Below are 24,804 nucleotides of genomic sequence, written 5' to 3'. Positions count from 1 at the left end.
ATGGCCGGAGAGCCGCAGAACGACTGCCTGTTCTGCAAGATCGTGGCGGGGGAGGTACCGGCGACGATCGTGCGCGAGACGGAGACGACGGTCGCCTTCCGCGACATCAACCCGCAGGCGCCCAGCCACGTCCTGGTGATCCCGCGCCTCCACTACCCGGACGCCGCCTCGCTGGCCGCCGGAGCGCCGGAGGTCGCGGCCGACGTGCTGCGCGAGGCCGGTGAGGTCGCCGCGCAGGAGAAGACCGACGGCCACGGCTACCGGATCGTCCTCAACACCGGCGCGGGCGCGGGCCAGACCGTCTTCCACGCCCACGCGCACGTGCTCGGCGGGCGCGGCCTCAACTGGCCCCCCGGATAGCCCGTGTCCGTACGCGAACTGGTCGTCCTCGGCACCGCCAGCCAGGTCCCGACCCGACACCGCAACCACAACGGCTACCTGCTGCGCTGGGACGGACAGGGCATCCTCTTCGATCCCGGCGAGGGCACCCAGCGCCAGATGCTGCGGGCCGGCGTCGCCGCGCACGACCTCGACCGGATCTGCGTCACGCACTTCCACGGCGACCACTCGCTCGGCCTGGCCGGGGTGATCCAGCGGATCAACCTCGACCAGGTCCCGCACCCCGTCACCGCGCACTACCCGGCGAGCGGACAGCACTTCTTCGAGCGGCTGCGGTACGCCACCGCCTACCGCGAGACCGTGAAGCTGACCGAGGCCCCGGTGGCCGACGACGGGCCGCTCGCCGTCACCGACACGTACACCCTCGACGCGCGCAGGCTCTCGCACCCCGTCGAGTCGTACGGCTACCGGCTCACCGAACCCGATGGGCGCCGCATCCTGCCCGAGAAGCTCGCCGCGCACGGCATCGAGGGCCCCGACGTGGGCCGCATCCAGCGCGAGGGCGTCCTCGACGGCGTCACCCTCGACGACGTCAGCGAGGTCCGGCGCGGGCAGCGCTTCGTCTTCGTCATGGACACCCGGCTCTGCGAGGGCGTGCACGCCCTGGCGGAGGGCGCCGACATGCTCGTCATCGAGTCGACCTTCCTCGACGAGGACGTCCGCCTCGCCACCGACCACGGCCATCTGACCGCCGGACAGGCCGCCGCCGTCGCCCGGGACGCGGGCGTACGCCACCTCGTCCTCACCCACTTCTCGCAGCGCTACTCCGACCCGTCGGAGTTCGAGCGGCAGGCGCGGGCGGCCGGGTTCGACGGCGAACTGAGCATTGCCCAGGACCTCATGCGGGTCCCCGTACCGAAGAGATAGACACCCCCCATGCACCTCCCCACCGGCCTTCCCGTCGGTCTTCCCAAGGCCGAGCTGCACCTCCACATCGAGGGCACCCTCGAACCCGAGCTGGCCTTCGCGCTCGCCGCCCGCAACGGCGTCACCCTGCCGTACGAGGACACCGCCGCCCTGCGCGAGGCGTACCGCTTCAGCGACCTGCAGTCCTTCCTGGACCTCTACTACGGCCTGATGGCGGTCCTGCGCACCGCCGAGGACTTCACGGAACTCACCGACGCCTACCTGGAGCGGGCCGCCGCGCAGGGCGTCCGGCACGCCGAGATCTTCTTCGACCCGCAGGCGCACACCGCGCGCGGCGTCCCCCTCGGCACCGTGGTCGAGGGCCTGAGCGCCTCCCTCGAACGCTCCGAGGAGCGGTACGGGATCTCCACCCGGCTCATCATGTGCTTCCTGCGTGACGAGTCGGCCGCATCGGCGCTCGCCACCCTCGACGCCGCGAAGCCCCACCTCGACCGGATCACCGGGGTCGGCCTCGACTCGGCCGAGGTCGGCCACCCGCCGGCCAAGTTCCGCGAGGTGTACGAGGCCGCCGCCGCGCTCGGCCTGCGCCGCGTCGCCCACGCGGGCGAGGAGGGTCCGGCCGCCTACGTCCGCGAGGCGCTCGACGTCCTCGGAGTGGAGCGCGTCGACCACGGCCTGCGCTGCATGGAGGACCCGGACCTGGTCGCCCGCCTCGCCCGCGAACGGATCCCGCTCACCCTCTGCCCGCTGTCGAACGTCCGCCTCCGCGTGATCGACACCCTCGCCGACCATCCGCTGCGGGCGATGATGGCGGCGGGGCTGCTCGTCACCGTGAACTCGGACGACCCGGCGTACTTCGGGGGGTACGTGGGCGAGAACTTCGAGGGGGTGCGGGACGCGCTGGGGCTCTCGCACGAGCAGCTTCGGGAGCTGGCGCGGAACTCGTTCCTGGCGTCGTTCCTGGAGGACGACGAGCCCCGGCGGGCGCGGTATCTCGCCGAGGTGGAGGCGTACGAGTTCGACACGGTGTAGGCGGCCGGCGGGGGTGCGGACGGGGCGCGCGCTGCGGGCGAGGGCCTGAGCGGCAGCCGCCCCCTCACCCCCGGTCGCTCGGCCTCGCCAGCCCGTACGACGACTTCGCCGGCCGGCGACGGCCCGCCGTGACCGGCACGGGCGCGACCTCCTGTTCCGGCGCGCCCATCTGGGGGACCGTGGGCGGTGTCGCCGCAGCCGTTCCGCCCAGGATCGCGGCCGGCGCCCCGCCCCTCCGGCGCACCGAGCCGGGGACCAGGGGACGGCCCGAGGCGTGGCGGGCCACCGCCGTCATCGGGGCGGCGACCAGGAGCAGCAGGGCGCACAGGGTCAGGCCCATGCCCGTGTATCCGGCGCTCTCCGACAGGAGGCTGCCGGCCAGGGGGCCGCAGGCCACGCCCAGGGAGGACGCCGAGCCGACGAGGACGGCCCAGCGGCCGCGCGGGTCGAGGGAGGCGGCCAGGCCCAGGAGGTAGGAGAGGACCACCGGGTAGACGGCGTTCCACAGGATCTCGCCGGTGGCGAAGGAGAGCAGGTCTCCCGCCGCCGAGCTGAGCAGCACGCAGCCGGCGATGAGGACGGTCCCCACCCCGATCGGGACGGCCCGGCCGAGGCGCGATCCGAGCGCCCCCGCCGCCGTGACCCCGACGAGCCCGGCGCCGAGCGCCGCCGCGAAGACCGCGCCGACGGTGACCTCGGAGAGACCGGCCTGGGTGAGTCCGATGCGGCCGCTGACGCCCCACAGCGCGTTCTGCGCGAGGGACCAGCAGAGGATGCCGCCCGCGAGCACGGCTCCGGCCCGGCGGTAGGGGAGCGGGCCCGTGGCCGCCGTGGCCTCCCGTACCGCGCGCGCGGCGTCCGGCAGGCGGCCCGTCAGCGGCCACACGAGGGCCGCCGCGCAGGCGATGGCGAGCAGCGGCGGGGCGTGGCCGCCGGCCAGGTGCGGGAGGGTGAGGTAGAGGGCGCCCGCCGTGGCCGACACGGAGAGCAGGCCGAGGATGGAGGCCCGGTGCGGGTCCCGCCGGCCGGCGATCCCGGCGGCGGCCACCGCCGTGGCCGTACCCGAGCCGAGGCCGCCGAGGACCGCGCCCGCGACGACCAGGGGCACGATGCCGGTGGCGGCGGCGGAGCCGTATCCGACGGCCATGGCGAGGAGGCCCGCGCGGGCCGCCCGGCGGGGGCCGACGCGATCGCCGCGCGCGGCGAGCGTGAAGCCCGCCGAGGAGGAGCCGAGCAGCAGGACGGAGCCGACGAGGCCTGCCTGTGCGGGGGTGAGGCCGAGCCCGGCGGAGAGCCGGCCGACGACGGTCGGCACCAGGTACGGGGCGAGGTATCCGGCCGTGAAGAGGGAGACGAGGGCGACGAGAGCCCCCGGGACGCGCGGGCGCGACGACATGGGCGTTCCAGGAACTGAACAGGGATATGAGACGGCGCCCGGTGGTCCCACGGGGTCGCGGCACCATGTGTATCAAGCATCCGAGTGAGCGGAGAAGGTGGTATCCCCCGATTCAGGCTGTGATGTGGGTCACCATGTGTTTGGGCCGGGGGAGGTGAGGGAACGCGCGTGCGCCGCGTTGCGTCACCCCCGCCTCTCCACCCCCATCGGGCACACTGTCCAGATCGGCACCACGGTGCCGATCCACCGCACCACGACCGGGGAGTCCGCCGTGACCACAGCAAGGGGAGACCAGCCGCACCAGGACGCCGGAGTCGACCCCCTGGTGTGTCTGCGCGAGCCCACCGACCCCGCGTGCGACGTCTTCCTGACCGGAACCGTCTTCCTCGACATCATCTTCACCGGCCTCGACAGCGCCCCCGTCCGGGGCACCGAGTCCTGGGCCCGGGGCATGGGATCGAGCCCCGGCGGCGTCGCCAACATGGCCACCGCCCTCGCCCGCCTCGGCCTGCGCACCTCCCTCGCCGCCGCCTTCGGCGACGACCACTACGGCGAGTACTGCTGGGACGCGCTCGAACAGGGCGAGGGCATCGACCTCTCCCTCTCCCGCACCGTCCCCGGCTGGCACTCCCCGGTCACGGTCTCGATGGCCTACGAGGGCGAGCGCACGATGGTCTCCCACGGCCACGAGGCCCCGCCGCTGGAAGGCGCCCTGCCCGCCTACCCGCCGCGCGCCCGCGCGGCCGTCGCCTCCCTCGTCCCCGGCCGCGGCGAGGAATGGGTCGCCCGGGCCGCCCGCGGCGGCGCCAAGGTCTTCGCCGACGTCGGCTGGGACGACACCGGCCGCTGGGACCTGGCCGGCCTCCCCGACCTCGCCCACTGCGAGGCCTTCCTGCCCAACGCCGCCGAGGCGATGCGCTACACCCGCACCGACTGCCCCCGGGCCGCCGCCCGCGCCCTCGCCGACAAGGTCCGCTACGCCGTCGTCACCCTCGGCTCCGAGGGCGCCTACGCCGTCGACGGCGCCACCGGCGAGACCGCCGAGGTCCCCGCCATCCAGGTCTCCGCCCTCGACCCGACCGGCGCCGGGGACGTCTTCGTCGCCGGATTCGTCACCGGCACCCTCGCCGACTGGCCGCTCGCCGACCGGCTCGCCTTCGCCGGGCTCACCGCCGCCCTCTCCGTCCAGGAGTTCGGCGGCTCCCTGTCCGCCCCCACCTGGGGCGAGATCGCCGCCTGGTGGCAGCACGTCCAGGGCCACGCCCAGCAGGACCCCGAGACCCTCCGCGGCCGCTACGCCTTCCTGGAGCGGCTCCTCCCGGCCCCCGCGCGCCCCTGGCCGCTGCGCCGCGCGGTGCCCACGATCGGCTTCCGCGCCGCCGCCTCGTAAATCCCTTCGGCCTGTCACCGCCAGGTCGTAGGCTGGGGAGCCAGAGGTTGTCGAGCGGCGAGAACCCTGCAACGGGAGGTATGCGCAGGCCACAGTGCCGGCCCATGACTCAGACACCCACATCCCAGGACTCGCCCCGCGACGGGGCGCCCGGACAGGCCCATGCCCAGTTCACCGTCCCCGCCAAGCACCCGATGGTGAGCCTGCTCGGCTCCGGTGACGCGCTGCTCCGCGTGATCGAGCGGTCGTTCCCGCAGGCCGACATCCACGTCCGGGGCAACCAGGTCAGCGCGATCGGCGACGCGGCGGAAGTCGCGCTGATCCAGCGCCTGTTCGACGAGATGATGCTGGTGCTCCGCACCGGTCAGCCGATGACGGAGGACGCAGTGGAACGCTCGATCGCCATGCTCAGGGCGAGCGAGAACGGATCGGAGGGCGGCGAGGAGACTCCCGCCGAGGTGCTCACGCAGAACATCCTCTCCAACCGGGGACGCACGATCCGCCCCAAGACGCTCAACCAGAAGCGGTACGTCGACGCGATCGACAAGCACACGATCGTCTTCGGCATCGGCCCCGCCGGCACCGGAAAGACCTACCTCGCCATGGCGAAGGCGGTCCAGGCCCTGCAGTCCAAGCAGGTCACCCGGATCATCCTGACCCGCCCGGCCGTCGAGGCCGGCGAGCGCCTCGGCTTCCTGCCCGGCACGCTCTACGAGAAGATCGACCCCTACCTGCGCCCGCTCTACGACGCCCTGCACGACATGCTCGACCCCGACTCGATCCCCAAGCTCATGGCGAGCGGCACGATCGAGGTCGCGCCGCTGGCGTACATGCGGGGCCGCACCCTGAACGACGCCTTCATCATCCTCGACGAGGCGCAGAACACGAACCCCGAGCAGATGAAGATGTTCCTCACCCGCCTCGGCTTCGACTCGAAGATCGTCATCACCGGTGACGTCACCCAGGTCGACCTGCCGAACGGGACGAAGAGCGGTCTGCGCCAGGTCCGGGACATCCTGGAAGGCGTCCAGGACGTCCACTTCTCGGCGCTCACGTCGCAGGATGTCGTCCGGCACAAGCTCGTCGGCCGTATCGTCGACGCGTACGAGCAGTACGACCTCCGCAACGAGAGCCGCGACGACAGCCGCGGTGAGCATCGGCGCGGCCGCAACGGGAAGTAGAACGCAGAACACATGTCGATCGACGTCAACAACGAGTCCGGTACCGAGGTCGACGAGCAGGCGATCCTCGACATCGCCCGCTACGCGCTCGCGCGCATGCGCATCCACCCGCTCTCCGAGCTGTCGGTGATCGTCGTGGACACGGAGGCGATGGAGCAGCTCCACATCCAGTGGATGGACCTGCCGGGACCGACGGACGTCATGTCGTTCCCGATGGACGAGCTGCGTCCGCCGACGAAGGACGACGCGGAGCCCCCGCAGGGGCTCCTCGGCGACATCGTGCTCTGCCCCGAGGTCGCCACCCAGCAGGGCAAGGACGCGCCGACGGAGCACTCCATGGACGAGGAGCTGCAGCTCCTGACCGTCCACGGGGTGCTCCACCTCCTCGGGTACGACCACGAGGAGCCCGAGGAGAAGGCCGAGATGTTCGGTCTCCAGGCGGCGATCGTCGACGGCTGGCGCGCGGAGAAGGGCCTGACCGGCCCCTCCCCGGCGCCGACCGTCTCCTGACCCCGATGGACGTGTCGCTGATCCTCGGGGCGGTCGCCCTGGTCGTCGTGGCCTGGCTCGCCGCCTGCGCCGAGGCCGGACTCGCCCGCGTCTCCAGCTTCCGCGCCGCCGAGGCCGTACGGTCCGGCCGGCGCGGGGCCGAGAAGCTCACCCAGGTGGCCTCCGACCCGACCCGCTATCTCAACGTGGCGCTGCTCGTCCGGGTCGCCTGCGAGATGGCGGCCGGTGTCCTCGTCACCTACGCCTGCCTGGAGGCCTTCCCGGAGACCTGGGAGGCGCTGCTCGTCGCCATCGCCGTCATGGTCCTCGTCTCGTACGTGGCCGTCGGTGTCTCGCCGCGCACGATCGGCCGCCAGCACCCGCTGAACACGGCGACGGCCGCCGCGTACGTCCTGCTGCCGCTGGCCCGGATCATGGGGCCGATCCCGCAGCTGCTCATCCTCATCGGCAACGCGCTGACGCCGGGCAAGGGGTTCCGCAAGGGCCCGTTCGCCTCCGAGGCGGAGCTGCGGGCCATGGTGGACCTCGCCGAGCAGGAGTCGCTGATCGAGGACGAGGAGCGCCGCATGGTGCACTCCGTCTTCGAGCTGGGCGACACCCTCGTGCGGGAGGTGATGGTGCCGCGGACCGACCTCGTCTGCATCGAGCGGTACAAGACGATCCGTCAGGCCCTCACGCTCGCGCTCCGCTCCGGTTTCTCGCGCATCCCGGTGACCGGGGAGAACGAGGACGACATCGTCGGCATCGTGTACCTGAAGGACCTGGTCCGCAAGACGCACATCAACCGGGAGTCCGAGGCGGACCTGGTGTCGACGGCGATGCGGGCCGCCGCCTTCGTGCCGGACACCAAGAACGCCGGTGACCTGCTGCGCGAGATGCAGCAGGAGCGCAACCACGTCGCCGTCGTCATCGACGAGTACGGCGGCACGGCGGGGATCGTCACCATCGAGGACATCCTGGAGGAGATCGTCGGCGAGATCACCGACGAGTACGACCGGGAGCTGCCGCCGGTCCAGGAGCTCGGCGAGGGCCGCCACCGGGTGACCGCCCGGCTCGACATCGGGGACCTCGGGGAGCTGTACGGCTACGGACCCGACGAGTACGACGACGAGGACGTGGAGACCGTCGGCGGTCTGCTCGCCAAGGCGCTCGGCAGGGTTCCGATCGCCGGCGCGAAGGCGGTCGTGGAGCTGCCGGACGGGCGCGCGCTGCGGCTGACGGCCGAGGCGCCGGCCGGCCGGCGGAACAAGATCGTCACCGTTCTGGTCGAACCGCTGGAACCGGAGGAGGAGCCCGCGTGACCCCCGAGCAGCTGCGTACCTTCTGTCTCGCCTTCAACGACGCGTCGGAGGAGTTCCCGTTCGGCCCGGAGACCTCCGTCTTCAAGGTCGCGGGGAAGCTGTTCGCGCTGTCGGCGCTCGACTCCGAGCCGCTGAGGGTCAACCTCAAGTGCGATCCGGACGAGGCGGTACGGCTCCGCGAGGAGCATCCCGCGATCGTGCCCGGCTATCACATGAGCAAGCGGCACTGGAACACGGTGACCGTCGGAGAGCTCCCGGACCGGATGGTCCGGGAGCTGGTCGAGGACTCGTACGACCTGGTGGTCGCGGGCCTGCCGAAGGCCGTACGGCTCCGCCTCGACCGGCCGTAGTCCCACCCCGTCACGGCCTCCCTCCCGACCGGCCGTAGTCCCCGCCCCGTCACGGGCTCCGCCCCGACCGGCCGCGGCCCTCGCGTACCGGCTCCGTGGCACCGGCTCCGCCGCCGGTCGTCGTTCAGGACCGGCGGCGCAGGCCGACGCCGACGAGGAGCGCCGTCGCGAGCACGATCGCCGCGTCCAGGGCGAGGACCGTGCGGACACCGCCGTACAGGTCGCCGCCGGTCGTGGCGAGCACGCCGAGCAGCGGGATGCCGACGGTGATGCCGACCTGCTGGGTGGTGGTCACCAGACCGGTCGCCAGGCCCTGCTCCTCGTCCGGGACACCGGAGGTGACGGTCAGTCCGTACGAGATGATCGCGCCCAGGTGGCACATGGACGCCAGCGAGACCGCGACCGTCGCCAGGACCGCGCCCGCCTGCTCGGTGACGCCGAGCAGCGCGGCCGTGAGCAGGGCCTGTCCGGCGAGGGAGCCGACCAGGGTGCGGCGGGCGCCGATCCGGCCGATCACCTTCGGCGCGAGCATGCCGGCCACGACCGACACCACGCCCTGCACGCCGAAGACCAGGCCGGTCGCGAACGCCGACAGGCCGAGGGTCTCCTGGAGGTACAGGGTGAGCACGAAGACGACCGTCGACATCATCGCGAAGGTGACCAGACCGCCCAGGTTGCCGAAGGCCACCGTGCCGCGCCGCAGCATCGGCAGCGAGACCAGCGGGGCCGGGTGCCGGGACTCCACCCGGACGAAGGCCGCGAGCAGCAGGACGCCCGCCACCAGGGTGACCCGCACGTTCGTGCCGCCGAAGCCGTGCTCGGCCGCCGTCGACAGGGAGTAGATCAGGGCGAGCAGACCACCGGTGACGGTGACCGCGCCGGGCACGTCGAGCCGGGGCCGCTCGGGGGTGCGGGACTCGGGGAGCAGACCGGGGGCCAGCGGCAGCACGATGACGCTGAAGAGGGCGAGCAGGCCCATCGTGGAGCGCCAGCCGAGGGCGTCGGTCATGACGCCGCCGAGGACCATCCCGACGGTGAAGCCGAGCGAGAGCAGCGTGCCGGAGATGCCGAGCGCCCGGTCGCGCAGCGGGCCCTCGGGGAAGGTGGTGGTCAGCAGGGACATGCCGGTGGGGACGATCGCGGCGGCGCCGATGCCCTGGAGGGCACGTCCGGTGAGGAAGGCGGCCGGGTTCCAGGCGAAGGTGGCGAGCAGCGAGGCGGCGCCGAAGACGGCGAGCCCGGCGAGGAAGAGCCTCTTGCGTCCGTAGAGGTCGCCGACGCGGCCGAAGAGGAGCAGGAAGCCGCCGGAGGGCAGGGCGAAGGCGGTGACGGCCCACTGGAGGGCGGACTGCCCGAGGCCGAGGTCGGCGCCGAGGACGGGCAGGGCCACGTTCAGCACGGAGAAGTCGAGCGCGACCATGAACTGGGCGGCGCACAGGACGAAGAGGATGAGCCTCGTGCGGCCGGTGAGGGCCGGGGGAGCGGCGGGGGCCGTGGGGTCGGCGGGCGGGGTGGTCAGCGTGGTCATGACCTCACCCTCGGCGTCCGGGAACATCGCTGGGGAGCGGGAACTTATCCTGTTGGTCGCACCACCAGGCATCCAGGGGGAGGAAGCACACGTGGCCACCGCTCTCGAGAGCACCACGATGAAGCAGCACCGACTGGGCGAACTGCGCGAGTTCCTGATGAGCCGTCGGGCCCGGGTGAGCCCGGCGCAGGCGGGGCTGCCGGACGGCGGTGCGCGGCGCCGCACGCCGGGGCTGCGCCGGGAGGAGGTCGCGGTCCTCGCGGGGGTCGGGGTCTCCTGGTACCAGTGGCTGGAGCAGGGGCGGGACATCACGGTCTCGCCGCAGGTGCTCGACTCGGTGGCGCGGGTGCTGCGGCTGAGCCCGGCGGAACGGCGGCATCTGTACGTCCTGGCGGCGCTGAACCCGCCGGCCCCGGAGACGGCTCCGGAGGACCGGGACATGTGCGAGGGGCTGCGGAGGCTCATCGACGCGTGGATGCCGTTCCCGGCGCACATCATGGACGTGTACTGGAACACGGTCCTGTACAACGACGCGGCGGCGATCGTGCTCGGGATGCGGCCGGAGATCTCGCAGAACTGCCTGGTGGACTTCTTCACCGACCCGCTGTACCGCTCGCGGATGGGCCACTGGGAGGAGCTCGCGCCGAAGGTCGTCGCCCAGTTCCGCTCGGCGTGCTCGGAGTGCCCGGACGACGAGGGCTTCCGGGCGGTGGTCGAGGAGGCCAAGGAGCTGAGCCCGGAGTTCGCGGAGCTGTGGGGGCGGCGGGACATCCTGCCGGGCGGCCAGAACCGCAAGGAGATGGAGCATCCGCTGGTCGGCACGCTCGTCGTCGAGGCGACGCAGCTCCGGGTCCCGGCCCGTCCGGACCTGGTGATCGTGATGCACACGCCGCTGCCGGAAGCGGACACGGCGGCGAAGCTGGAGTGGCTGGTGTCGCCGGAGGGACGCCGGGGGGCGATGTACCCGGTCGCGGGCTGACCTCCGAGCCGGACCTATGCTCGGGGCATGACACTCAGCAGCGAGCACGGCGACCTCGGCGCCGAGGACCTCAAGATCATCACTCTGGCGCGGAGCGCCCGCGCGCGCAACGGCGTGTCCGAGGGGGCCGCGGTGCGGGACGAGACCGGCCGCACCTATGTGGCGGGGACCGTGGAGCTGGAGTCGCTCAAGCTGAGCGCGCTGCGGACCGCGGTCGCCATGGCGGTGGCCAGCGGCGCCGAGTCCCTGGAGGCGGCGGCCGTCGTGTCGAACGCCGAGGCGGCCTCGGACGAGGACCGCGCCGCGGTGCGCGACCTCGGTGGCCCGCAGACCCCGGTGCTGCTCGCGGGCCCCGACGGCCGGCTCCGCGCGGCGGTCACGGCGGGCTGAGGCGGAGAGCCCCACCGCTCCCGGCGGGACGGTGGGAACAGGACAGCGGGGGTCCGGCGCGCGCGCGGGACCCCCGCGCCTTTGTGTCCTTGTGAAGGATCACCGCATCTTCTCTTGCCTTCCCCGGTCGTCTGCGTCTCAATGAACAGCGGTTCGCCCGACGGACCGTCAGATCTCTCGTCCTTCACGCAGTGTCCGCACCCCTGCGTTCGTCATCGGAAGGGGTTCGAACTCGCCATGAGAAGCAGAAGCACCTTAGGAACCGTCGCGGTCCTCGCCGGAGGACTCGCCGCCGCCTCCCTCGCCTTCGCGCCGACGGCCGCCGCCGTCTCGCCGGGGTCGGCGACGGCGACGTACGACTGCGGATCGTGGGGCGGCGGCAGCGCCACCCTCGTCGCGACGCAGAGCGGCACGGCCGCGACCGTCACCGTCACCTCGGCCGTCACGACGCCGATCGCGGTCGGCGCCAACCAGATCAACGCCACGCTCACGATGGCGAAGGCCGGTGGTGGCACGCGGGTCTTCACCGGGAAGAAGAACCCCGCGCTCCCCGCCGGGGGCTCCGTGGTCATCGGCCCGCTGAGCGGGACCGTGGCCTCGGGCGACAGCCTCAACTCGTACTTCGCGGGTGTCGCCCTCAAGATGGTGATCTTCGGGGTCACGGTGAACTGTGACGCCCTGACCTCGCAGTCGCCCGGCCCGTTCGTCTTCAGCTGAGCCCTGCGCGGGGCGGCTGCGGCCGAGCCTCGTACCGTCCCGGACCGGTGTCGCCACAGGCGGCACCGGTCACTGTCGTGACCTGCGGAAACGTCCACAGATCCGCGATCTTGACAGAATCTGATGGGTCATCAGTCGATGTCTCCCGCGTGCATTGACTTCTCTCCGCCCGCAGCCGTCAATGGCGCCCACTCATCCCTAGGAGGGGGCACACCCATGGCACTCACCCGATCCCGGGCGGCGGCCCGAAGACGGCGCTGGACCGCCGTCCTCGGCGCCACCGCCCTCGCCGTCACGGGCGGCGCGCTCGCCGCCCCGGCCGGCGCGACCACCACCTCACAGCCGGTGGAGTTCCAGACCCGCTGCGTCCCGCCGCCGATCGCCGGCATCCCGCCCATCACGGGCACCACCACCGCCGCGATCACGGTCGACAAGACCAGCCCCAAGGTCGGCGACACCGTGACCGTGACCTACACGATCACCAAGCCCGCCGCGTCCAACCCCGTCGACCTCGCGCTCCCGGCCGACATCATGACGCCCAGCGGCAAGGTCACCCTCGGCGGCGCCCAGACCGGAGCGGTGACCGTCACCGGCCCCAAGAAGAACCCGCCGGTCCCCGGCAAGGGCACCTTCCCGGCCTTCTCCATGACCGGCACCTTCACGGTCACCCAGGCCGGATCGATCACCCTCTCGCCCGGCGACTACAACATCCACACCAGCTACATCATGGAGCTGGACACCCCCTGTACGGTGCTCAACCCGCCCGCCCCGGTCTCCGAGACGGTCGTCGCGAGCCCCGTCACCAGCCCCAACACCCGCGCGCTCCAGCTCGACACGGCCTCCGGCGCCCCCGGCGTCCGGGTCACCGTCAACGGCTCCAGGTTCACCCCGCTCACCGAGGTCACCGTCGTCGGCCGCGCCGGAGCGGCGGAGACCGCCGACAGGATGACCGTCACCACCGACAGCGACGGCTCCTTCGCGGCGCGCCTCAAGGTCAACGACAAGGCGACCACCGGGGTCGTGGCCTACGAGGGTGCCGCCTGGAACGCCGACAAGGGCGCCGGGCCCGCCGCGTACACCGTCGTCGACGACACGCCGCAGCCCCCGGACAGCCAGAAGATCACCGCGGCCGTCACGGCGGGCGAGCTGTCCATGACCCAGGCCGGGGACGCCGTCCAGCTGTCCTCGGTCGACTTCGGCCAGGGCGGCGCCGCCACCGGCGACCTGAAGACGGTGACGGTCAAGGACTTCCGCGGCGGCCCCGCGGGCTGGTCCCTCACCGGCAAGGTCACCGACTTCACCGGCCCCGGCGGCTCCATCGGCGCCGGCAGCCTCAGCTGGACCCCGGCCTGCACCGCCAAGGCCGGCAGCCCCAGCACCTGCGCGGCCGGTTCGGCCGGCCCGGTCGGCAGCGGCGGCGCGACCCTCGCCTCCACGCCGAACGGCGCCGTCACCGGCGGCGAGTTCACCGTCGACGCCGGGCTCTCCCTCGACGTCCCGGCCTTCACGGCGCCGGGCTCGTACGCGGGCGTCCTGACGCTGACCCTGTCCTGACCGTGCGGCGGGCCGGGCGCGCACCCGGTCGGCCCGCTCCGATCCGCACCCCGGGGGTTCGCACCCGTGCGCCTGAAGTCGTACGTCCTCCTCCTGAGCAGCCTTCTCCTCGCCGTCCTGGCGGCCGCGCCGAGCGCCTCGGCCGCCGAGAACGGCGAGTGGGCCGTCTATCCGGCCGCCGCCCGGCTGGGCAGCCGTCCCTACTTCTTCCTCTCCGCCGACCCCGGCTCCACGGTCACCGACCGGGTCACCGTCGCCAACAGGACGACCGCCCCGCTGACCTTCCGGCTCTACGGCGCCGACGCCTACAACACCGACCGGGACGGCGGCTTCGCCGTCCGCACCCAGCAGGAGAGGCAGACCGGCGCCGGTGCCTGGATCACGCCCGAGCGGACCAGGATCACCGTCCCGCCCGGCTCCTCCGTCACCGTGCCCTACACGCTGACCGTCCCCGCCGACGCCGACCCCGGCGACCACCCGGGGGCCCTCGTCGCCCTCGACGAGCGGATCAGGCCCGGCGGGAAGGGCTCCGTCGCCGTCGGCGTCCAGCGCGCGGTCGCCGCCCGCCTCTACCTCCGGGTGAACGGGCCGACCGTCCCCGCCCTCGCCGTCGAGGACGTCCGCCTCGACCAGGACCGGCCGCTGGTCCCCGGCACCCGTACGAGCAGCGCCGTCGTCTCGTACACCCTGTACAACCGGGGAAACGTCACCCTCAACCCCAAGGTCGCCCTGCGGGCCGAGGGGCTCTTCGGGCGCACCCTCCTCGACCGCGACCTGGCGAAGGTGCCGGCCGAGCTGCTGCCCCGGCAGAAGATCCGCCTCACCGAGCGGTGGACCGGCTCCCCGCAGCTCGACTGGGGCGACATCACCCTCACCGCCACCGCCAGGGACGTGAGGGAGACCGGCACCGTCTCCTTCCTCGCACTGCCCTGGCTCGCCGCCGCGACCCTGCTCGTGGGGGGTGCCGCGGGCCTCTTCGGCCTGCGGATACGGCGGTACCGGACGGCCCGTACGGGACCGGACGCGCACGTGAGTACGTGAGGGGGGCGCTCATCGGGGACAATGGCCCCCATGAGCGCTCGCAACCAAGAAACCGAAGCCGTCCACCGGGCCGGCTTCGCCTGCTTCGTCGGCCGCCCCAACGCGGGCAAGTCCACCCTCACGAACGCTCTGGTCGGTCAGAAGGTGGCCATCACCTCGAACCGGCCGCAGACCACCCGGCACACCGTCCGGGGCATCGTGCACCGCCCGGAGGCGCAGCTGATCCTGGTGGACACCCCCGGCCTCCACAAGCCGCGCACCCTCCTCGGAGAGCGGCTCAACGACGTCGTGCGCACCACCTGGGCCGAGGTCGACGTCATCGGCTTCTGCCTGCCCGCCGACCAGAAGCTCGGCCCCGGCGACCGCTTCATCGCCAAGGAGCTCGCCGGGATCAAGAAGACCCCCAAGGTCGCGATCATCACCAAGACCGACCTGGTCGACTCCAAGACCCTCGCCGAGCAGCTCATCGCGATCGACCTGCTCGGCAAGGAACTGGGCTTCGAGTGGGCGCAGATCGTCCCGGTCTCGGCCGTCGGCAACAAGCAGGTCCAGCTCGTCGCCGACCTGCTGATCCCGCTGCTCCCGGAGTCCCCGCCGCTCTACCCGGAGGGCGACCTGACGGACGAGCCGGAGCAGGTCATGGTCGCGGAGCTGATCCGCGAGGCCGCGCTCGAAGGCGTCCGGGACGAGCTGCCGCACTCGATCGCGGTCGTCGTCGAGGAGATGATCCCGCGGGAGAACCGCCCGGCGGACCGGCCGCTGCTCGACATCCACGCCAACGTGTACATCGAGCGCCCCAGCCAGAAGGGCATCATCATCGGCCCGAAGGGCAGCCGCCTCAAGGAGGTCGGCATGAAGTCCCGCAAGCACATCGAGGCGCTGCTCGGCACCCCGGTCTTCCTCGACCTGCACGTGAAGGTCGCGAAGGACTGGCAGCGGGATCCCAAGCAGCTCAGAAAGCTCGGTTTCTGACGCCGGCTCGTCCTCCGCGTCCGTGGCGCCCGTCGACTTCCTGTCGGACGCATGCCAGCATGGCGCCGTGACAGAGATCGTCAAGGGGGGAAACCTGTCGGTCCCCGGGCAGGCGTGGCGGATAGCGGTCGTCCGGCGGGACGCCGGTGACGGGGTGCCGGAGGTCGATGCCTCGGCGCTGCTGCTCGACGCCTCGGGCAGCGTCAGGGGCGACGGAGACCTGGTCTTCTACAACCAGCCGGTGCACGCCTCCGGCGCGGTGCGCCTGGTCGGGCAGGTACGGGACGAGGAGCGGCGGGTCGCCGACTGGCTGGAGATCGACACCGCGCGCGTGGAGCCCGCCGTCCAGCGCATCGTGATCACCGCCTCCTGCGAGCACGGGACGTTCGGTCAGGTGCCGGGCCTCCACATCCGGACAGTGAGCGCCACCACCGGCGAGCAGCTCGCGCTGTACGAGGTCGACGACGCGAGCACCGAGACGGCCTTCCTGCTCGGCGAGTTCTACCGGCGCGACGGGGCGTGGAAGTTCCGCGCGGTCGGCCAGGGGTACGCCTCCGGGCTCGTCGGCCTCGCCGAGGACTTCGGCATCGTCGGCAGCGACCCGGATCCCGCCCCGGACGACGAGCCCGCGCACGACGACGAGCCCGTCCCGGTCGACGAGCCCGTCTCCGTCGGCGCCTCTCCGGAGGCCGTTCCCGAGGAGCTCCTCGCCAAGGTCCGGGAGGCCGAGGCGGAGGCCGGGGCCGCCCCCGTACGGACACCGCCGCGAGTCCCCGTACAGCGACCCCGGCGGACCGGCCCGCGGTCGGACGCCGAGCTCTTCGGAGAGGACTTCCCGGAGTTCTTCCGCAGCGGCGAGGGCAAGGCCGACATCACCGTCGACGGGCCGGTCCCGGCCGGTTGGGTCGTCGTCGAGTCGACCCGGAAGGGCGACGGCTACTTCGCTGTGCACAGCATCGACGAGAAGGGCGACAGCGACGCCCTGCTCGCGAACACGCTGATGCAGGACCAGGGGGCCCGTCGGGTCCTGCGGTACGACGGCAAGGCCCCGCTGCGCCTGCGCGTGAGTTCCCACGAGCCGTGGACGGTCGCCGTCCGTCCGGTGAGCACCCTGGAGGTCCTCGACGGCGCCGCCGAGGGACGCGGCTCCGACGTGCTGCTGTACACGGGCCCGGCCGGCCTGCTCACGTCCCGGCTCCGCACGGGGTTCGGCTTCGAGTGGTTCAACATCCACGGCTACGAGCCGGACGGCCGCGACCACCTGCTCGCCAACGAGGCGAACAGGTTCCCCCGGGAGACGCGTCCCCTGCCCGCGGGGCCCCTGCTCGTGCAGCTCGTCAGCGCCGACGGGGACTGGTCCCTGAAGGTCCGGCCGCCGAAGGAGAACAGGTTCTGGCACCGCGCCTCCCGCTAGGTCCCGTCCGACCGTCCCCGGGACCTACGCGCCTTCCTCGAGGACCCTCGTCACGAGGGTCCTCTGCGCGTCCGTGAGGCGCGGGTCGCGGCAGCGGACCGTGCGGCCGTCGACCGTGATCTCGTACGAGAAGCCGTCCGGCACCCCCCGGGCCCCGTCGTCGCCGTCCGCGAGGGCGGCGGTGGCCAGGGACGTCCACTCGGGGTCCGAGACCTCCACCTCCGCCGACCGCTCGATGCCCGCGAAACCGCCCGTGCGCCGCACTCGAATCCGCATGGGACCTGTGTACCAGCCGGATCAGTCGGTCGGTACGCCCACCGCCGACCAGGCCTTCAGGACGGCCTGGATCTCCTCCCCGTCGCCGTACCGCGCCCGCGCCGCCGCCACCGTGGCCGCCGCGAACTCGGAGAAGCGGGCCTCGGGGGTGAGGCTCCCGCCGGTCATCACGTCGTACCAGATCTGCCCGGCCCGCTCCCAGGCGTTCCCGCCGAGCTCGGTCGCGGCCAGGTAGAAGGCGTGGTTGGGGATGCCGGAGTTGATGTGGACGCCGCCGTTGTCGCGGCCGGTGCGGACGTAGTCGTCCATGTGGCCGGGCTGCGGGTCCTTGCCGAGGACGTCGTCGTCGTACGCCGTGCCCGGGGCCTTCATGGAGCGCAGCGCCGTCCCCTCCACGTTCGGGTGGAAGAGGCCCTCGCCGATGAGCCAGTCGGCCTGCCCGGCGCTCTGGCCGAGGGCGTACTGCTTGACGAGGGAGCCGAAGACGTCCGAGACGGACTCGTTGAGCGCGCCGGACTGGCTGAAGTACTCCAGGTTCGCCGAGTACTGGGTGAAGCCGTGGGCCAGCTCGTGGCCGATGACGTCCACGGGCAGCGTGAAGTCGAGGAAGATCTCGTCGTCGCCGTCGCCGAACACCATCTGCTCGCCGTTCCAGAAGGCGTTGCCGTAGTTCTCGTCGTAGTGGACCGAGGCGAGGAGCGGCAGCCCGGAGCCGTCGATCGAGTCGTGGCCGTAGGCGTTCAGGAAGAGGTCGAAGGTGGCGCCGAGGCCCGCGTACGCCCGGTTGACGGTGGCGTCCCCGGTCGCCTCGTCGCCCTCGCCCCGGACCTTGACGCCCGGCAGGTCGGTGCGGCGCTCGCAGTCGTGGATCGTGCGGTGCGGCCGGCCGGCCTCGGCGGGGGAGAGGGTGGGCGCGCTGCCGGGCAGCGGCAGGACCCGGAACGTACGGGCCGAGGCGTCCGCCACGAGGGTGCGGCGGGCGGCGGCGGCGACGGCCGGGTTCGAGGAGTGCGCCAGGTGCTCCAGGAGGTGCGGGGGGACGATCGTGCAGAAGGCGGGCGTGTGACGCGCCGTGTGGGGAGTCATCTTCGCAATGTGGCACTGCGTGAGGACGGTGTCACGAGATGCGACGAGGATTGGCGAAATGGAGTGATGCGTCACTGTTCGCTCTTGACGTGGGCGCCGTCCCGCATACTGAAACGGGACGTCCGCCTCCGTCCCCCTGGGCTAAGCTGCGGCACATCATGCGTTTCGGGCTGCTTCTCCTTAGCTGCCGCGGCGAGGGCCTGTAGTCGTAGGCCGACCCCCTCCCCGCGGGACCTGGTGTTGCGTTCGACAGTCGGCCGTCCCCCGCTGGACCCGAGGAGCCCTACGCATGTCGCAGTCCCCGTTCATCGGCCGTCCCACCCCCGTCACCAACGCGACGCAGCTGCAGAAGCCGTCCGGGATGCCGATCCACAAGTACGGTCGCTACGAGGCCGTGGTCATCCCCGACCGCACCTGGCCCGAGCAGCGGATCACCGAGGCGCCCCGCTGGCTGTCCACCGACCTGCGCGACGGCAACCAGGCGCTGATCGACCCGATGTCCCCGGCCCGCAAGCGCGAGATGTTCGACCTGCTCGTACGCATGGGCTACAAGGAGATCGAGGTCGGCTTCCCGTCCTCCGGCGACACCGACTTCGCGTTCGTGCGCTCCATCATCGAAGAGGGCGCGATCCCGGACGACGTCACCATCTCCGTCCTGACGCAGGCCCGCGAGGACCTGATCGAGCGGACCGTGGAGTCCCTGGTCGGCGCCCGGCGCGCCACCGTCCACCTGTACAACGCGACCGCGCCCACCTTCCGCCGGGTCGTCTTCCGCGGCTCGAAGGAGCAGATCAAGCAGATCGCCGTGGACGGCACCCGGCTGGTCATGGAGTACGCGGAGAAGCTGCTCGACGAGCGCACGGTCTTCGGCTACCAGTACAGCCCCGAGATCTTCACCGACACCGAGCTGGACTTCGCCCTGGAGGTCTGCGAGGCGGTCTGCGACGTCTGGCAGCCGGGTCCGGGCCGCGAGATCATCCTCAACCTGCCCGCCACCGTGGAGCGTTCGACGCCGTCCACGCACGCGGACCGGTTCGAGTGGATGTCCCGGAACCTGACCCGCCGCGAGCACGTGTGCCTGTCGGTCCACCCGCACAACGATCGCGGAACGGCCGTGGCGGCGGCCGAGCTGGCGATCATGGCCGGCGCCGACCGCATCGAGGGCTGCCTGTTCGGGCAGGGCGAGCGCACCGGCAACGTCGACCTGGTGACGCTGGGCATGAACCTGTTCAGCCAGGGCGTCGACCCGCAGATCGACTTCTCGCAGATCGACGAGATCCGCCGCACCAGCGAGTACTGCAACCAGATGGAGGTCCACCCGCGCCACCCCTACGCGGGCGACCTGGTCTACACCGCCTTCTCCGGCTCCCACCAGGACGCCATCAAGAAGGGCTTCGACGCCATGGAGGCCGACGCGGCCGCCGCCGGCGTGACCGTGGACGACATCGAGTGGGCGGTGCCGTACCTGCCCATCGACCCGAAGGACGTCGGCCGCTCCTACGAGGCCGTCATCCGGGTCAACTCGCAGTCCGGCAAGGGCGGTATCGCGTACGTCCTGAAGAACGACCACAAGCTGGACCTGCCCCGCCGGATGCAGATCGAGTTCTCGAAGATCATCCAGCAGAAGACGGACTCCGAGGGCGGCGAGGTCACGCCGGCCGCGATCTGGGCCGTCTTCCAGGACGAGTACCTGCCCAACCCGCAGAACGCCTGGGGACGCATCCAGCTGCGCTCCGGCCAGACCACCTCCGACACGGACGGCACGGACACGCTGACCGTCGAGGCGGTCGTGGACGGCTCCGAGACCGTGCTGTCCGGCTCCGGCAACGGCCCGATCTCCGCCTTCTTCGCCGCCCTGCAGTCGATCGGCGTGGACGCCCGCCTGCTGGACTACCAGGAGCACACGATGAGCGAGGGCGCCTCCGCGCAGGCCGCCTCGTACATCGAGTGCGCCATCGACGGCCAGGTCCTGTGGGGCATCGGCATCGACGCCAACACGACCCGCGCCTCCCTGAAGGCGGTCATCTCGGCGGTCAACCGCTCGGCCCGCTGAGCCGCCGACGCGTTCCCCGACCGCTGCCCCGCACCCTTCCTCCCGGAGGGTGCGGGGCGGCGTCGTTCCCGCACCACCGCGCTCCGCCACCCCGGAGGGTGATCTCGCGACGACCGGTTCGGCCATCGGCCCCGGTGCGACCGGGGCCGCTGCGGCCGCCCTCCCCGTCGGCGGAGGCTTCCTGGCCTTCGCAAAGCGCCGCCGGCGCGCCTCCTGAGGCCGGCGGAAGGGTGACGTGTCTCGGCCAACTCCACGGTGAACTCCTGACGGGGTGCTGACGCCACATCAAGGATGTGGCTAACATCACGCCAACGCCGGCAGTGCAGCCGGGCCGTTGAGGAGGTGCGTGTGCGGTCTGCCCGGAATTCACGTGGTGGGAAAGTGGGCGTCTGCGGAATCCGCACCTCCTGGAACACGGTCGGAGACGGCGAGTTCTTCTGCGAGGAGTGCGGGGGCGACCGGAACTACCGGCGGCGCACCGGCCGCCGCAGGTTCGCCGTCCTGGGCGTCCCGGTCCTGCCCCGGGGCTGTACGGGCCCCGTCGTCGAGTGCGCGGCCTGTCACACGCACTTCGGCACGGAGGTGCTCGACCACCCGACGACGAGCCGGTTCTCCGCGATGCTGCGGGACGCCGTGCACACCGTCGCCCTGGCCGTCCTCGCGGCCGGCGGCACCGACTCCCGCGAGGTCCTCGACCGGGCCGTGAGCGCGGTCCGGTCCGCCGGCTTCGCCGAGTGCACGGCCGTCCAGCTCGTCGACCTCGTCGAGGCCCTGGAGGCCGACACCGGGCGCTTCATGCCCGAGGTGAACCCCGAGGGGACCCTCCTCGCGATCGAGCTGCACGAGGCCCTGGAGCCGCTCGCCCCGCACCTGTCGCCCTCCGGGCGGGAGTCGATCCTGATCCAGGCCGCCCGGATCGCCCTCGCCGACGGGATGTACAGCCCGGCCGAGCGGGAGGTCCTCGGAACCGTCGGGAACGCGCTCGCGCTCGCCCCCGACGACACCGTGCGACTGCTCGCCTCGGCGAGGACCGTCTCCTAGCCGGCCGGTACCGCCGCGGGGCGACGGCCGACGGGCCGCGTGGCCCTTCAGACCAGGCCGTGCGCGTACGCGTAGGCCGTGGCGGAGGCGCGGGAGCCGACGCCCAGCCTGGCGAGGATGTTGTTCAGATGGCGGGCCACCGTGTGCTCGCTGATCACCAGCGTCCGGGCGATGTCCTGGTTCGTCCCGCCCGAGGCGACCAGCCTCAGCACCTCCGCCTCCCGCGCGGTGAGACCGCCCGGCAGCCGCCGCCGCGACCCGCCGGAGAGCAGCGCCGCCGCGCGCCGGGCGTCCGGTACGGCCCCGAGCCGCTCGAAGACCGCCCGCGCGGTGCCCAGCTCCAGCCGGGCCGCCTCCTCGTCGCCCGCCGCCCGGTGGGCCGCCGCGAGCGCCATCCGCACCCGCGCGGCCTCGTACGGCACCCGGAGCTCCAGCCACCCGGCGAGCGCCCGCCGCAGCGGCCGGAGCGCGTCGGGGGCCTTCCGGGCCAGCGCCACCGAGCCGAGGGCCGTGTCGGCCAGGGCCCGCAGCAGCGGTACGTCTCCGGCGAGTGCGTCCAGCTCCGCCGCGGCCCGCGCCGCCCCGGGTACGTCACGGACGGCGAGGGCCACCTCCGCGCGGGCGGCGAGGAGGCGGGCCAGACCCAGGACGTCGTGGTGGGCCTCGCCCCGGCAGGCGAGGGCCAGGTCGACGCCCGCCACCGCCGCGTCGGGCCGGCCCTGCGCGAGGCGCAGCAGCGCGAGGCCCGGCTGGGGGATCCGGCCCAGTTCGTGGGCGTGCCCGTACGAGACGGCGGCCGCTTCGAGGCGGCCCTGGCGCCGCTGGACGTCGCCGGCGGTGTAGTAGGCGGCGGCGGCCGACTCCAGGCGGTCCACCGGCACCTCGCGGCAGGCCTGCCGCGCCTCGGCCTCGGCGAGCGCCCAGACCCCGAGGAGGTCGAGGACCTCGACGCGGTGGGCCCGGCAGACGCCCCGGAAGGGGTTCTCGCCGGCGGGCACGGTCATGGGGAGGGGAACGGGGGTACGGGCGTCCGCGCCGGTCCCCGCCGCCGACCCGGCCGCCCCGGTCCCCGCCGCCCCGTCCGCCGGGTGGCCCGACCACGGCGGGGAACACCACTCCATCGCCGCGTTCGTCCACTCCACCGCCCGCGCGAGGTCGGCGGCCTCCATGCACTGGGTGAGGGCCAGGCCGTACAGCCGGCCCGTGAGCATGCCGCTCAGTTCGCCCGCCACCACCGCGCACATCGCGTCGTCGAGGAGGCCGAGGGCCTCGGCCCTGCGACCGGCCGCGAACAGGACGCGGGACTCGGCCTGGCGGCTGAGGGCGAGGAGGTCGGGGCTGCCGGAGGCGAGCGCGAGTTCCGTCATGCGGTGGGTCGCGGCGAGGGCGGCCTCGTGGTCGCCGTGCGCCACCGCCTCCTCGGCCGCCGACCAGGCGAGGAAGCACTGTTCCGGGCAGTCCGGCAGGTCCTCCAGGTGGTGCCGGGCCCGGTGCAGCCAGCCGGCCGCGGCGGCGGGCCGTCCGAGCCCCGCGTACTCGTGGGACAGCCACCAGGAGGCGAGTCCGGCGCCCCGGCGGTCGTGGGCCGCGAGGTAGGCGGCGTGCGCGCGGAGCCGGGCGGTCACGGACTCGTCGACGTGCCCCGACCACCAGGCGGCGTCGGCGAGGACGGAGAGGTCGTCGGCGGTCAGCCCGCGGGAGGGGTGCAGGTCGTGGGCGTGGAGCAGCTCGTACGCCTCGGCCCAGGACTCACGGGCGGCGGCCTCCCTGGCGCGCTCGACCGCGTCGGCCGCCGTGGTGGTGCGTCGGGTGTGGGCCGTGGGTGCGGACATGGCTCTCGCCTCCTCCCGGTCCTCTCAGGGTAGGACCGGGAGGAGGCGAGGGCCGCCCGTACGGGGGTGCTACTCGATGGCGCCGCTCGCGCGGAGCATGTCCTCGCGCTCGACGATCTTCACGCGCTCGCGGCCCTGCGGCTCGCCGAGCGCCTTCTCGGCGGCGTCCAGGGCGTACCAGCCCTCCCACGTCGTGTACGTGAGGCCCTTGCCCTCCAGGAAGGAGACGACCGCCTCCGGCTCCGGGGTGGCCGGGGTCAGCAGGCGCCCGTTCGCGAAGTCGTCCAGGAGGTTCGCCACGGTCTCGTTGGCGTCGCCCTTGGTGTGGCCGATGAGGCCGACGGGGCCGCGCCGGATCCAGCCGGTGCAGTACGTGGAGGCCATGTGCTCGCCGGTCTCCTCGATGACCCGGCCGCCCTCGTCCGGCACGGTGCCGGTCGTGGTGTCCCAGGGGAGCTTGGGCAGCTCGTCGGAGAGGTAGCCGACCGCGCGGTAGACGGCCGACACGTCCCAGTCGGTGGTGGCGCCGGTGCTCGTCACGTTCCCGGTGCCGTCCAGCTCGGTGCGCTCGGTGCGGAGACCGACGACCTTGCCGTCCTCGCCGAGGATCTCGACGGGCGACTCGAAGAAGTGCAGGAACAGCTTGTGCGGGCGGTCGCCGACGTCGCGGATCGCCCAGTTCTCCAGCGTCTTGGCGACCATGTCGGTCTGCTTGTTCTTGCGCCGCTCGGCGATCGAGCCCTCGTCGTAGTCGATGTCCTCGGGGTTGACGATGACCTCGATGGTGGGGGAGTGGTCCAGCTCGCGCAGCTCCATGGGGCTGAACTTGGCCTGGGCCGGGCCACGGCGCCCGAAGACGTGGATCTCGACGGCCTTGTTGACCTTGAGACCGTCGTAGACGTTCGCCGGGATCTCGGTCGGCAGCAGCTCGTCGCCGGTCTTGGCGAGGATGCGGGCGATGTCGAGGGCCACGTTGCCGACGCCGAGGACGGCGACCTTCTCCGCTTCGAGCGGCCAGGTGCGCGGGACGTCCGGGTGGCCGTCGTACCAGGAGGCGAAGTCGGCCGCGCCGTACGAGCCGTCCAGCTCGACACCGGGGATCTTCAGCTCGCGGTCGGCCATGGCGCCGGTCGAGAAGACCACGGCGTCGTAGAAGGCGCGCAGGTCGTCGAGGTGGACGTCGGTGCCGTAGTCGACGTTGCCGAAGAGGCGGACCTGAGGCTTGTCGAGGACCTGGTGGAGGGCCTTGACGATGCCCTTGATGCGGGGGTGGTCGGGGGCGACGCCGTACCGGATGAGGCCGAAGGGCGCCGGCATCCGCTCGAAGAGGTCGATGGACACGCCCGGCTCGGCGGCGGCCTCGGACTTCAGCAGCGCATCGGCGGCGTAGATTCCGGCGGGGCCGGCGCCGACGATCGCGACCCGGAGGGGGCGGGGCATGACTGGGTTCCCTTCGCAAGCGACATGGCGGCGAAGCCGCCGACACTTAGGTCAC

Annotated in this window: 24 protein-coding genes; 18 read left to right on the top strand and 6 right to left on the bottom strand. The window is 72.7% G+C overall.

Annotated elements, in window-relative coordinates:
- Genes ABT129_RS16755 through ABT129_RS16745 form a run of 3 tightly spaced genes read left to right on the top strand, consistent with a single transcriptional unit; the run spans nucleotide 1 to nucleotide 2,298 of the window.
- Nucleotides 1-360: a histidine triad nucleotide-binding protein gene (locus ABT129_RS16755; protein ID WP_351901488.1), complete on the top strand. Its 360-nt coding sequence runs from the start codon at nucleotides 1-3 to the stop codon at nucleotides 358-360.
- A gap of 3 nt (nucleotides 361-363) precedes the next feature.
- Nucleotides 364-1,266, top strand: a complete 903-nt coding sequence (locus tag ABT129_RS16750; RefSeq protein ID WP_351901486.1) for a ribonuclease Z — start codon at nucleotides 364-366, stop codon at nucleotides 1,264-1,266.
- Between the two features lie 9 nt (nucleotides 1,267-1,275).
- Nucleotides 1,276-2,298, top strand: coding sequence for an adenosine deaminase (locus tag ABT129_RS16745; RefSeq protein ID WP_351901484.1), 1,023 nt, complete (start codon nucleotides 1,276-1,278; stop codon nucleotides 2,296-2,298).
- Nucleotides 2,299-2,362: 64 nt separating this feature from the next.
- Here ABT129_RS16745 and ABT129_RS16740 read toward each other — a convergent pair whose 3' ends face one another.
- Nucleotides 2,363-3,694 (bottom strand): MFS transporter, encoded by a 1,332-nt coding sequence (locus ABT129_RS16740; protein ID WP_351901482.1) that lies wholly within the window; start codon nucleotides 3,692-3,694, stop codon nucleotides 2,363-2,365.
- 271 nt (nucleotides 3,695-3,965) lie between these two features.
- Between ABT129_RS16740 and ABT129_RS16735 the strand changes: the two genes are divergently transcribed.
- The 5 genes from ABT129_RS16735 to ABT129_RS16715 all read left to right on the top strand — a co-directional run bounded on the left by ABT129_RS16735 (nucleotide 3,966) and on the right by ABT129_RS16715 (nucleotide 8,426).
- Nucleotides 3,966-5,084 carry a PfkB family carbohydrate kinase gene (locus tag ABT129_RS16735; RefSeq protein ID WP_351901480.1) on the top strand — a complete coding sequence of 373 codons (1,119 nt, stop codon included), beginning with the start codon at nucleotides 3,966-3,968 and terminating at the stop codon, nucleotides 5,082-5,084.
- A gap of 104 nt (nucleotides 5,085-5,188) precedes the next feature.
- A complete protein-coding gene (locus ABT129_RS16730; RefSeq protein WP_351901478.1) occupies nucleotides 5,189-6,265 on the top strand; it encodes a PhoH family protein in 1,077 nt (358 codons plus the stop codon).
- A gap of 12 nt (nucleotides 6,266-6,277) precedes the next feature.
- On the top strand, nucleotides 6,278-6,775 hold the full coding sequence (ybeY, locus tag ABT129_RS16725; RefSeq protein ID WP_351901476.1) for an rRNA maturation RNase YbeY: 498 nt from the start codon (nucleotides 6,278-6,280) through the stop codon (nucleotides 6,773-6,775).
- A 5-nt stretch (nucleotides 6,776-6,780) separates the two neighbouring features.
- Nucleotides 6,781-8,076: a hemolysin family protein gene (locus tag ABT129_RS16720; protein WP_351901474.1), complete on the top strand. Its 1,296-nt coding sequence runs from the start codon at nucleotides 6,781-6,783 to the stop codon at nucleotides 8,074-8,076.
- Nucleotides 8,073-8,426, top strand: coding sequence for an MmcQ/YjbR family DNA-binding protein (locus tag ABT129_RS16715; RefSeq protein ID WP_351901472.1), 354 nt, complete (start codon nucleotides 8,073-8,075; stop codon nucleotides 8,424-8,426). The genes ABT129_RS16720 and ABT129_RS16715 overlap by 4 nt, the downstream gene beginning before the upstream one ends.
- 124 nt (nucleotides 8,427-8,550) lie before the next feature.
- Here ABT129_RS16715 and ABT129_RS16710 read toward each other — a convergent pair whose 3' ends face one another.
- Entirely contained in the window at nucleotides 8,551-9,954 is a 1,404-nt protein-coding gene (locus ABT129_RS16710) for an MFS transporter (RefSeq protein WP_351901470.1), read from the bottom strand.
- Between the two features lie 118 nt (nucleotides 9,955-10,072).
- Between ABT129_RS16710 and ABT129_RS16705 the strand changes: the two genes are divergently transcribed.
- The 7 genes from ABT129_RS16705 to ABT129_RS16675 all read left to right on the top strand — a co-directional run bounded on the left by ABT129_RS16705 (nucleotide 10,073) and on the right by ABT129_RS16675 (nucleotide 17,021).
- Nucleotides 10,073-10,933 carry a helix-turn-helix transcriptional regulator gene (locus ABT129_RS16705; protein WP_351901579.1) on the top strand — a complete coding sequence of 287 codons (861 nt, stop codon included), beginning with the start codon at nucleotides 10,073-10,075 and terminating at the stop codon, nucleotides 10,931-10,933.
- Nucleotides 10,934-10,960: 27 nt separating this feature from the next.
- Nucleotides 10,961-11,323: a cytidine deaminase-like protein gene (locus tag ABT129_RS16700; RefSeq protein ID WP_351901468.1), complete on the top strand. Its 363-nt coding sequence runs from the start codon at nucleotides 10,961-10,963 to the stop codon at nucleotides 11,321-11,323.
- Between the two features lie 237 nt (nucleotides 11,324-11,560).
- Nucleotides 11,561-12,040 (top strand): hypothetical protein, encoded by a 480-nt coding sequence (locus ABT129_RS16695; protein WP_351901466.1) that lies wholly within the window; start codon nucleotides 11,561-11,563, stop codon nucleotides 12,038-12,040.
- 216 nt (nucleotides 12,041-12,256) lie between these two features.
- Nucleotides 12,257-13,594 (top strand): beta-xylosidase, encoded by a 1,338-nt coding sequence (locus tag ABT129_RS16690; protein WP_351901464.1) that lies wholly within the window; start codon nucleotides 12,257-12,259, stop codon nucleotides 13,592-13,594.
- Nucleotides 13,595-13,660: 66 nt separating this feature from the next.
- Complete coding sequence (locus ABT129_RS16685; protein ID WP_351901462.1) at nucleotides 13,661-14,635, top strand: WxL protein peptidoglycan domain-containing protein; 975 nt, start codon at nucleotides 13,661-13,663, stop codon at nucleotides 14,633-14,635.
- A gap of 21 nt (nucleotides 14,636-14,656) precedes the next feature.
- Nucleotides 14,657-15,607: a GTPase Era gene (era, locus tag ABT129_RS16680; protein ID WP_502981786.1), complete on the top strand. Its 951-nt coding sequence runs from the start codon at nucleotides 14,657-14,659 to the stop codon at nucleotides 15,605-15,607.
- Nucleotides 15,608-15,674: 67 nt separating this feature from the next.
- Nucleotides 15,675-17,021: a TerD family protein gene (locus ABT129_RS16675; protein WP_351901458.1), complete on the top strand. Its 1,347-nt coding sequence runs from the start codon at nucleotides 15,675-15,677 to the stop codon at nucleotides 17,019-17,021.
- Nucleotides 17,022-17,045: 24 nt separating this feature from the next.
- Here ABT129_RS16675 and ABT129_RS16670 read toward each other — a convergent pair whose 3' ends face one another.
- The gene (locus ABT129_RS16670) at nucleotides 17,046-17,297 is read right to left on the bottom strand and encodes a protealysin inhibitor emfourin (protein ID WP_351901456.1); all 252 of its coding nucleotides are present in this window, start codon (nucleotides 17,295-17,297) and stop codon (nucleotides 17,046-17,048) included.
- 21 nt (nucleotides 17,298-17,318) lie between these two features.
- On the bottom strand, nucleotides 17,319-18,383 hold the full coding sequence (locus tag ABT129_RS16665; RefSeq protein ID WP_351901454.1) for a M4 family metallopeptidase: 1,065 nt from the start codon (nucleotides 18,381-18,383) through the stop codon (nucleotides 17,319-17,321).
- Between the two features lie 289 nt (nucleotides 18,384-18,672).
- On the opposite strand from ABT129_RS16665, the gene leuA reads away from it, so the two are divergent.
- From leuA to ABT129_RS16655, 3 genes are all read left to right on the top strand, one after another.
- Complete coding sequence (gene leuA, locus ABT129_RS16660; protein ID WP_351901452.1) at nucleotides 18,673-20,436, top strand: 2-isopropylmalate synthase; 1,764 nt, start codon at nucleotides 18,673-18,675, stop codon at nucleotides 20,434-20,436.
- Nucleotides 20,437-20,485: 49 nt separating this feature from the next.
- Complete coding sequence (locus ABT129_RS38055) at nucleotides 20,486-20,653, top strand: LAVTG motif-containing sortase-dependent surface protein (protein ID WP_502981785.1); 168 nt, start codon at nucleotides 20,486-20,488, stop codon at nucleotides 20,651-20,653.
- A gap of 131 nt (nucleotides 20,654-20,784) precedes the next feature.
- Nucleotides 20,785-21,477 (top strand): tellurite resistance TerB family protein, encoded by a 693-nt coding sequence (locus tag ABT129_RS16655; protein WP_351901450.1) that lies wholly within the window; start codon nucleotides 20,785-20,787, stop codon nucleotides 21,475-21,477.
- Between the two features lie 47 nt (nucleotides 21,478-21,524).
- On the opposite strand, the gene ABT129_RS16650 is transcribed toward ABT129_RS16655, so the two are convergent.
- Entirely contained in the window at nucleotides 21,525-23,309 is a 1,785-nt protein-coding gene (locus ABT129_RS16650) for a LuxR C-terminal-related transcriptional regulator (protein WP_351901448.1), read from the bottom strand.
- A 69-nt stretch (nucleotides 23,310-23,378) separates the two neighbouring features.
- Nucleotides 23,379-24,749, bottom strand: a complete 1,371-nt coding sequence (locus ABT129_RS16645; RefSeq protein WP_351901446.1) for an FAD-dependent oxidoreductase — start codon at nucleotides 24,747-24,749, stop codon at nucleotides 23,379-23,381.
- Nucleotides 24,750-24,804: the final 55 nt, after the last annotated feature.

This window comes from Streptomyces sp. NPDC002057 (genome assembly GCF_040296665.1).
GTDB lineage: Bacteria > Actinomycetota > Actinomycetes > Streptomycetales > Streptomycetaceae > Streptomyces.
This window is presented reverse-complemented; position numbering and strand designations above follow the sequence as displayed.

What these genes read in the sequence shown, in the direction of transcription:
- ABT129_RS16710 (WP_351901470.1), bottom strand. Translation starts at nt 9,954, where the DNA reads ATGACCACGCTGACCACCCCGCCCGCCGACCCCACGGCCCCCGCCGCT.
- ABT129_RS16705 (WP_351901579.1), top strand. Translation starts at nt 10,073, where the DNA reads ATGAAGCAGCACCGACTGGGCGAACTGCGCGAGTTCCTGATGAGCCGT.
- ABT129_RS16670 (WP_351901456.1), bottom strand. Translation starts at nt 17,297, where the DNA reads ATGCGGATTCGAGTGCGGCGCACGGGCGGTTTCGCGGGCATCGAGCGG.
- ABT129_RS16695 (WP_351901466.1), top strand. Translation starts at nt 11,561, where the DNA reads ATGAGAAGCAGAAGCACCTTAGGAACCGTCGCGGTCCTCGCCGGAGGA.
- ybeY (WP_351901476.1), top strand. Translation starts at nt 6,278, where the DNA reads ATGTCGATCGACGTCAACAACGAGTCCGGTACCGAGGTCGACGAGCAG.
- ABT129_RS16700 (WP_351901468.1), top strand. Translation starts at nt 10,961, where the DNA reads ATGACACTCAGCAGCGAGCACGGCGACCTCGGCGCCGAGGACCTCAAG.
- ABT129_RS16650 (WP_351901448.1), bottom strand. Translation starts at nt 23,309, where the DNA reads ATGTCCGCACCCACGGCCCACACCCGACGCACCACCACGGCGGCCGAC.
- ABT129_RS16665 (WP_351901454.1), bottom strand. Translation starts at nt 18,383, where the DNA reads ATGACTCCCCACACGGCGCGTCACACGCCCGCCTTCTGCACGATCGTC.
- era (WP_502981786.1), top strand. Translation starts at nt 14,657, where the DNA reads ATGGCCCCCATGAGCGCTCGCAACCAAGAAACCGAAGCCGTCCACCGG.
- ABT129_RS16755 (WP_351901488.1), top strand. Translation starts at nt 1, where the DNA reads ATGGCCGGAGAGCCGCAGAACGACTGCCTGTTCTGCAAGATCGTGGCG.
- ABT129_RS16645 (WP_351901446.1), bottom strand. Translation starts at nt 24,749, where the DNA reads ATGCCCCGCCCCCTCCGGGTCGCGATCGTCGGCGCCGGCCCCGCCGGA.
- ABT129_RS16720 (WP_351901474.1), top strand. Translation starts at nt 6,781, where the DNA reads ATGGACGTGTCGCTGATCCTCGGGGCGGTCGCCCTGGTCGTCGTGGCC.
- ABT129_RS16745 (WP_351901484.1), top strand. Translation starts at nt 1,276, where the DNA reads ATGCACCTCCCCACCGGCCTTCCCGTCGGTCTTCCCAAGGCCGAGCTG.
- leuA (WP_351901452.1), top strand. Translation starts at nt 18,673, where the DNA reads ATGTCGCAGTCCCCGTTCATCGGCCGTCCCACCCCCGTCACCAACGCG.
- ABT129_RS16740 (WP_351901482.1), bottom strand. Translation starts at nt 3,694, where the DNA reads ATGTCGTCGCGCCCGCGCGTCCCGGGGGCTCTCGTCGCCCTCGTCTCC.
- ABT129_RS16690 (WP_351901464.1), top strand. Translation starts at nt 12,257, where the DNA reads ATGGCACTCACCCGATCCCGGGCGGCGGCCCGAAGACGGCGCTGGACC.
- ABT129_RS16730 (WP_351901478.1), top strand. Translation starts at nt 5,189, where the DNA reads ATGACTCAGACACCCACATCCCAGGACTCGCCCCGCGACGGGGCGCCC.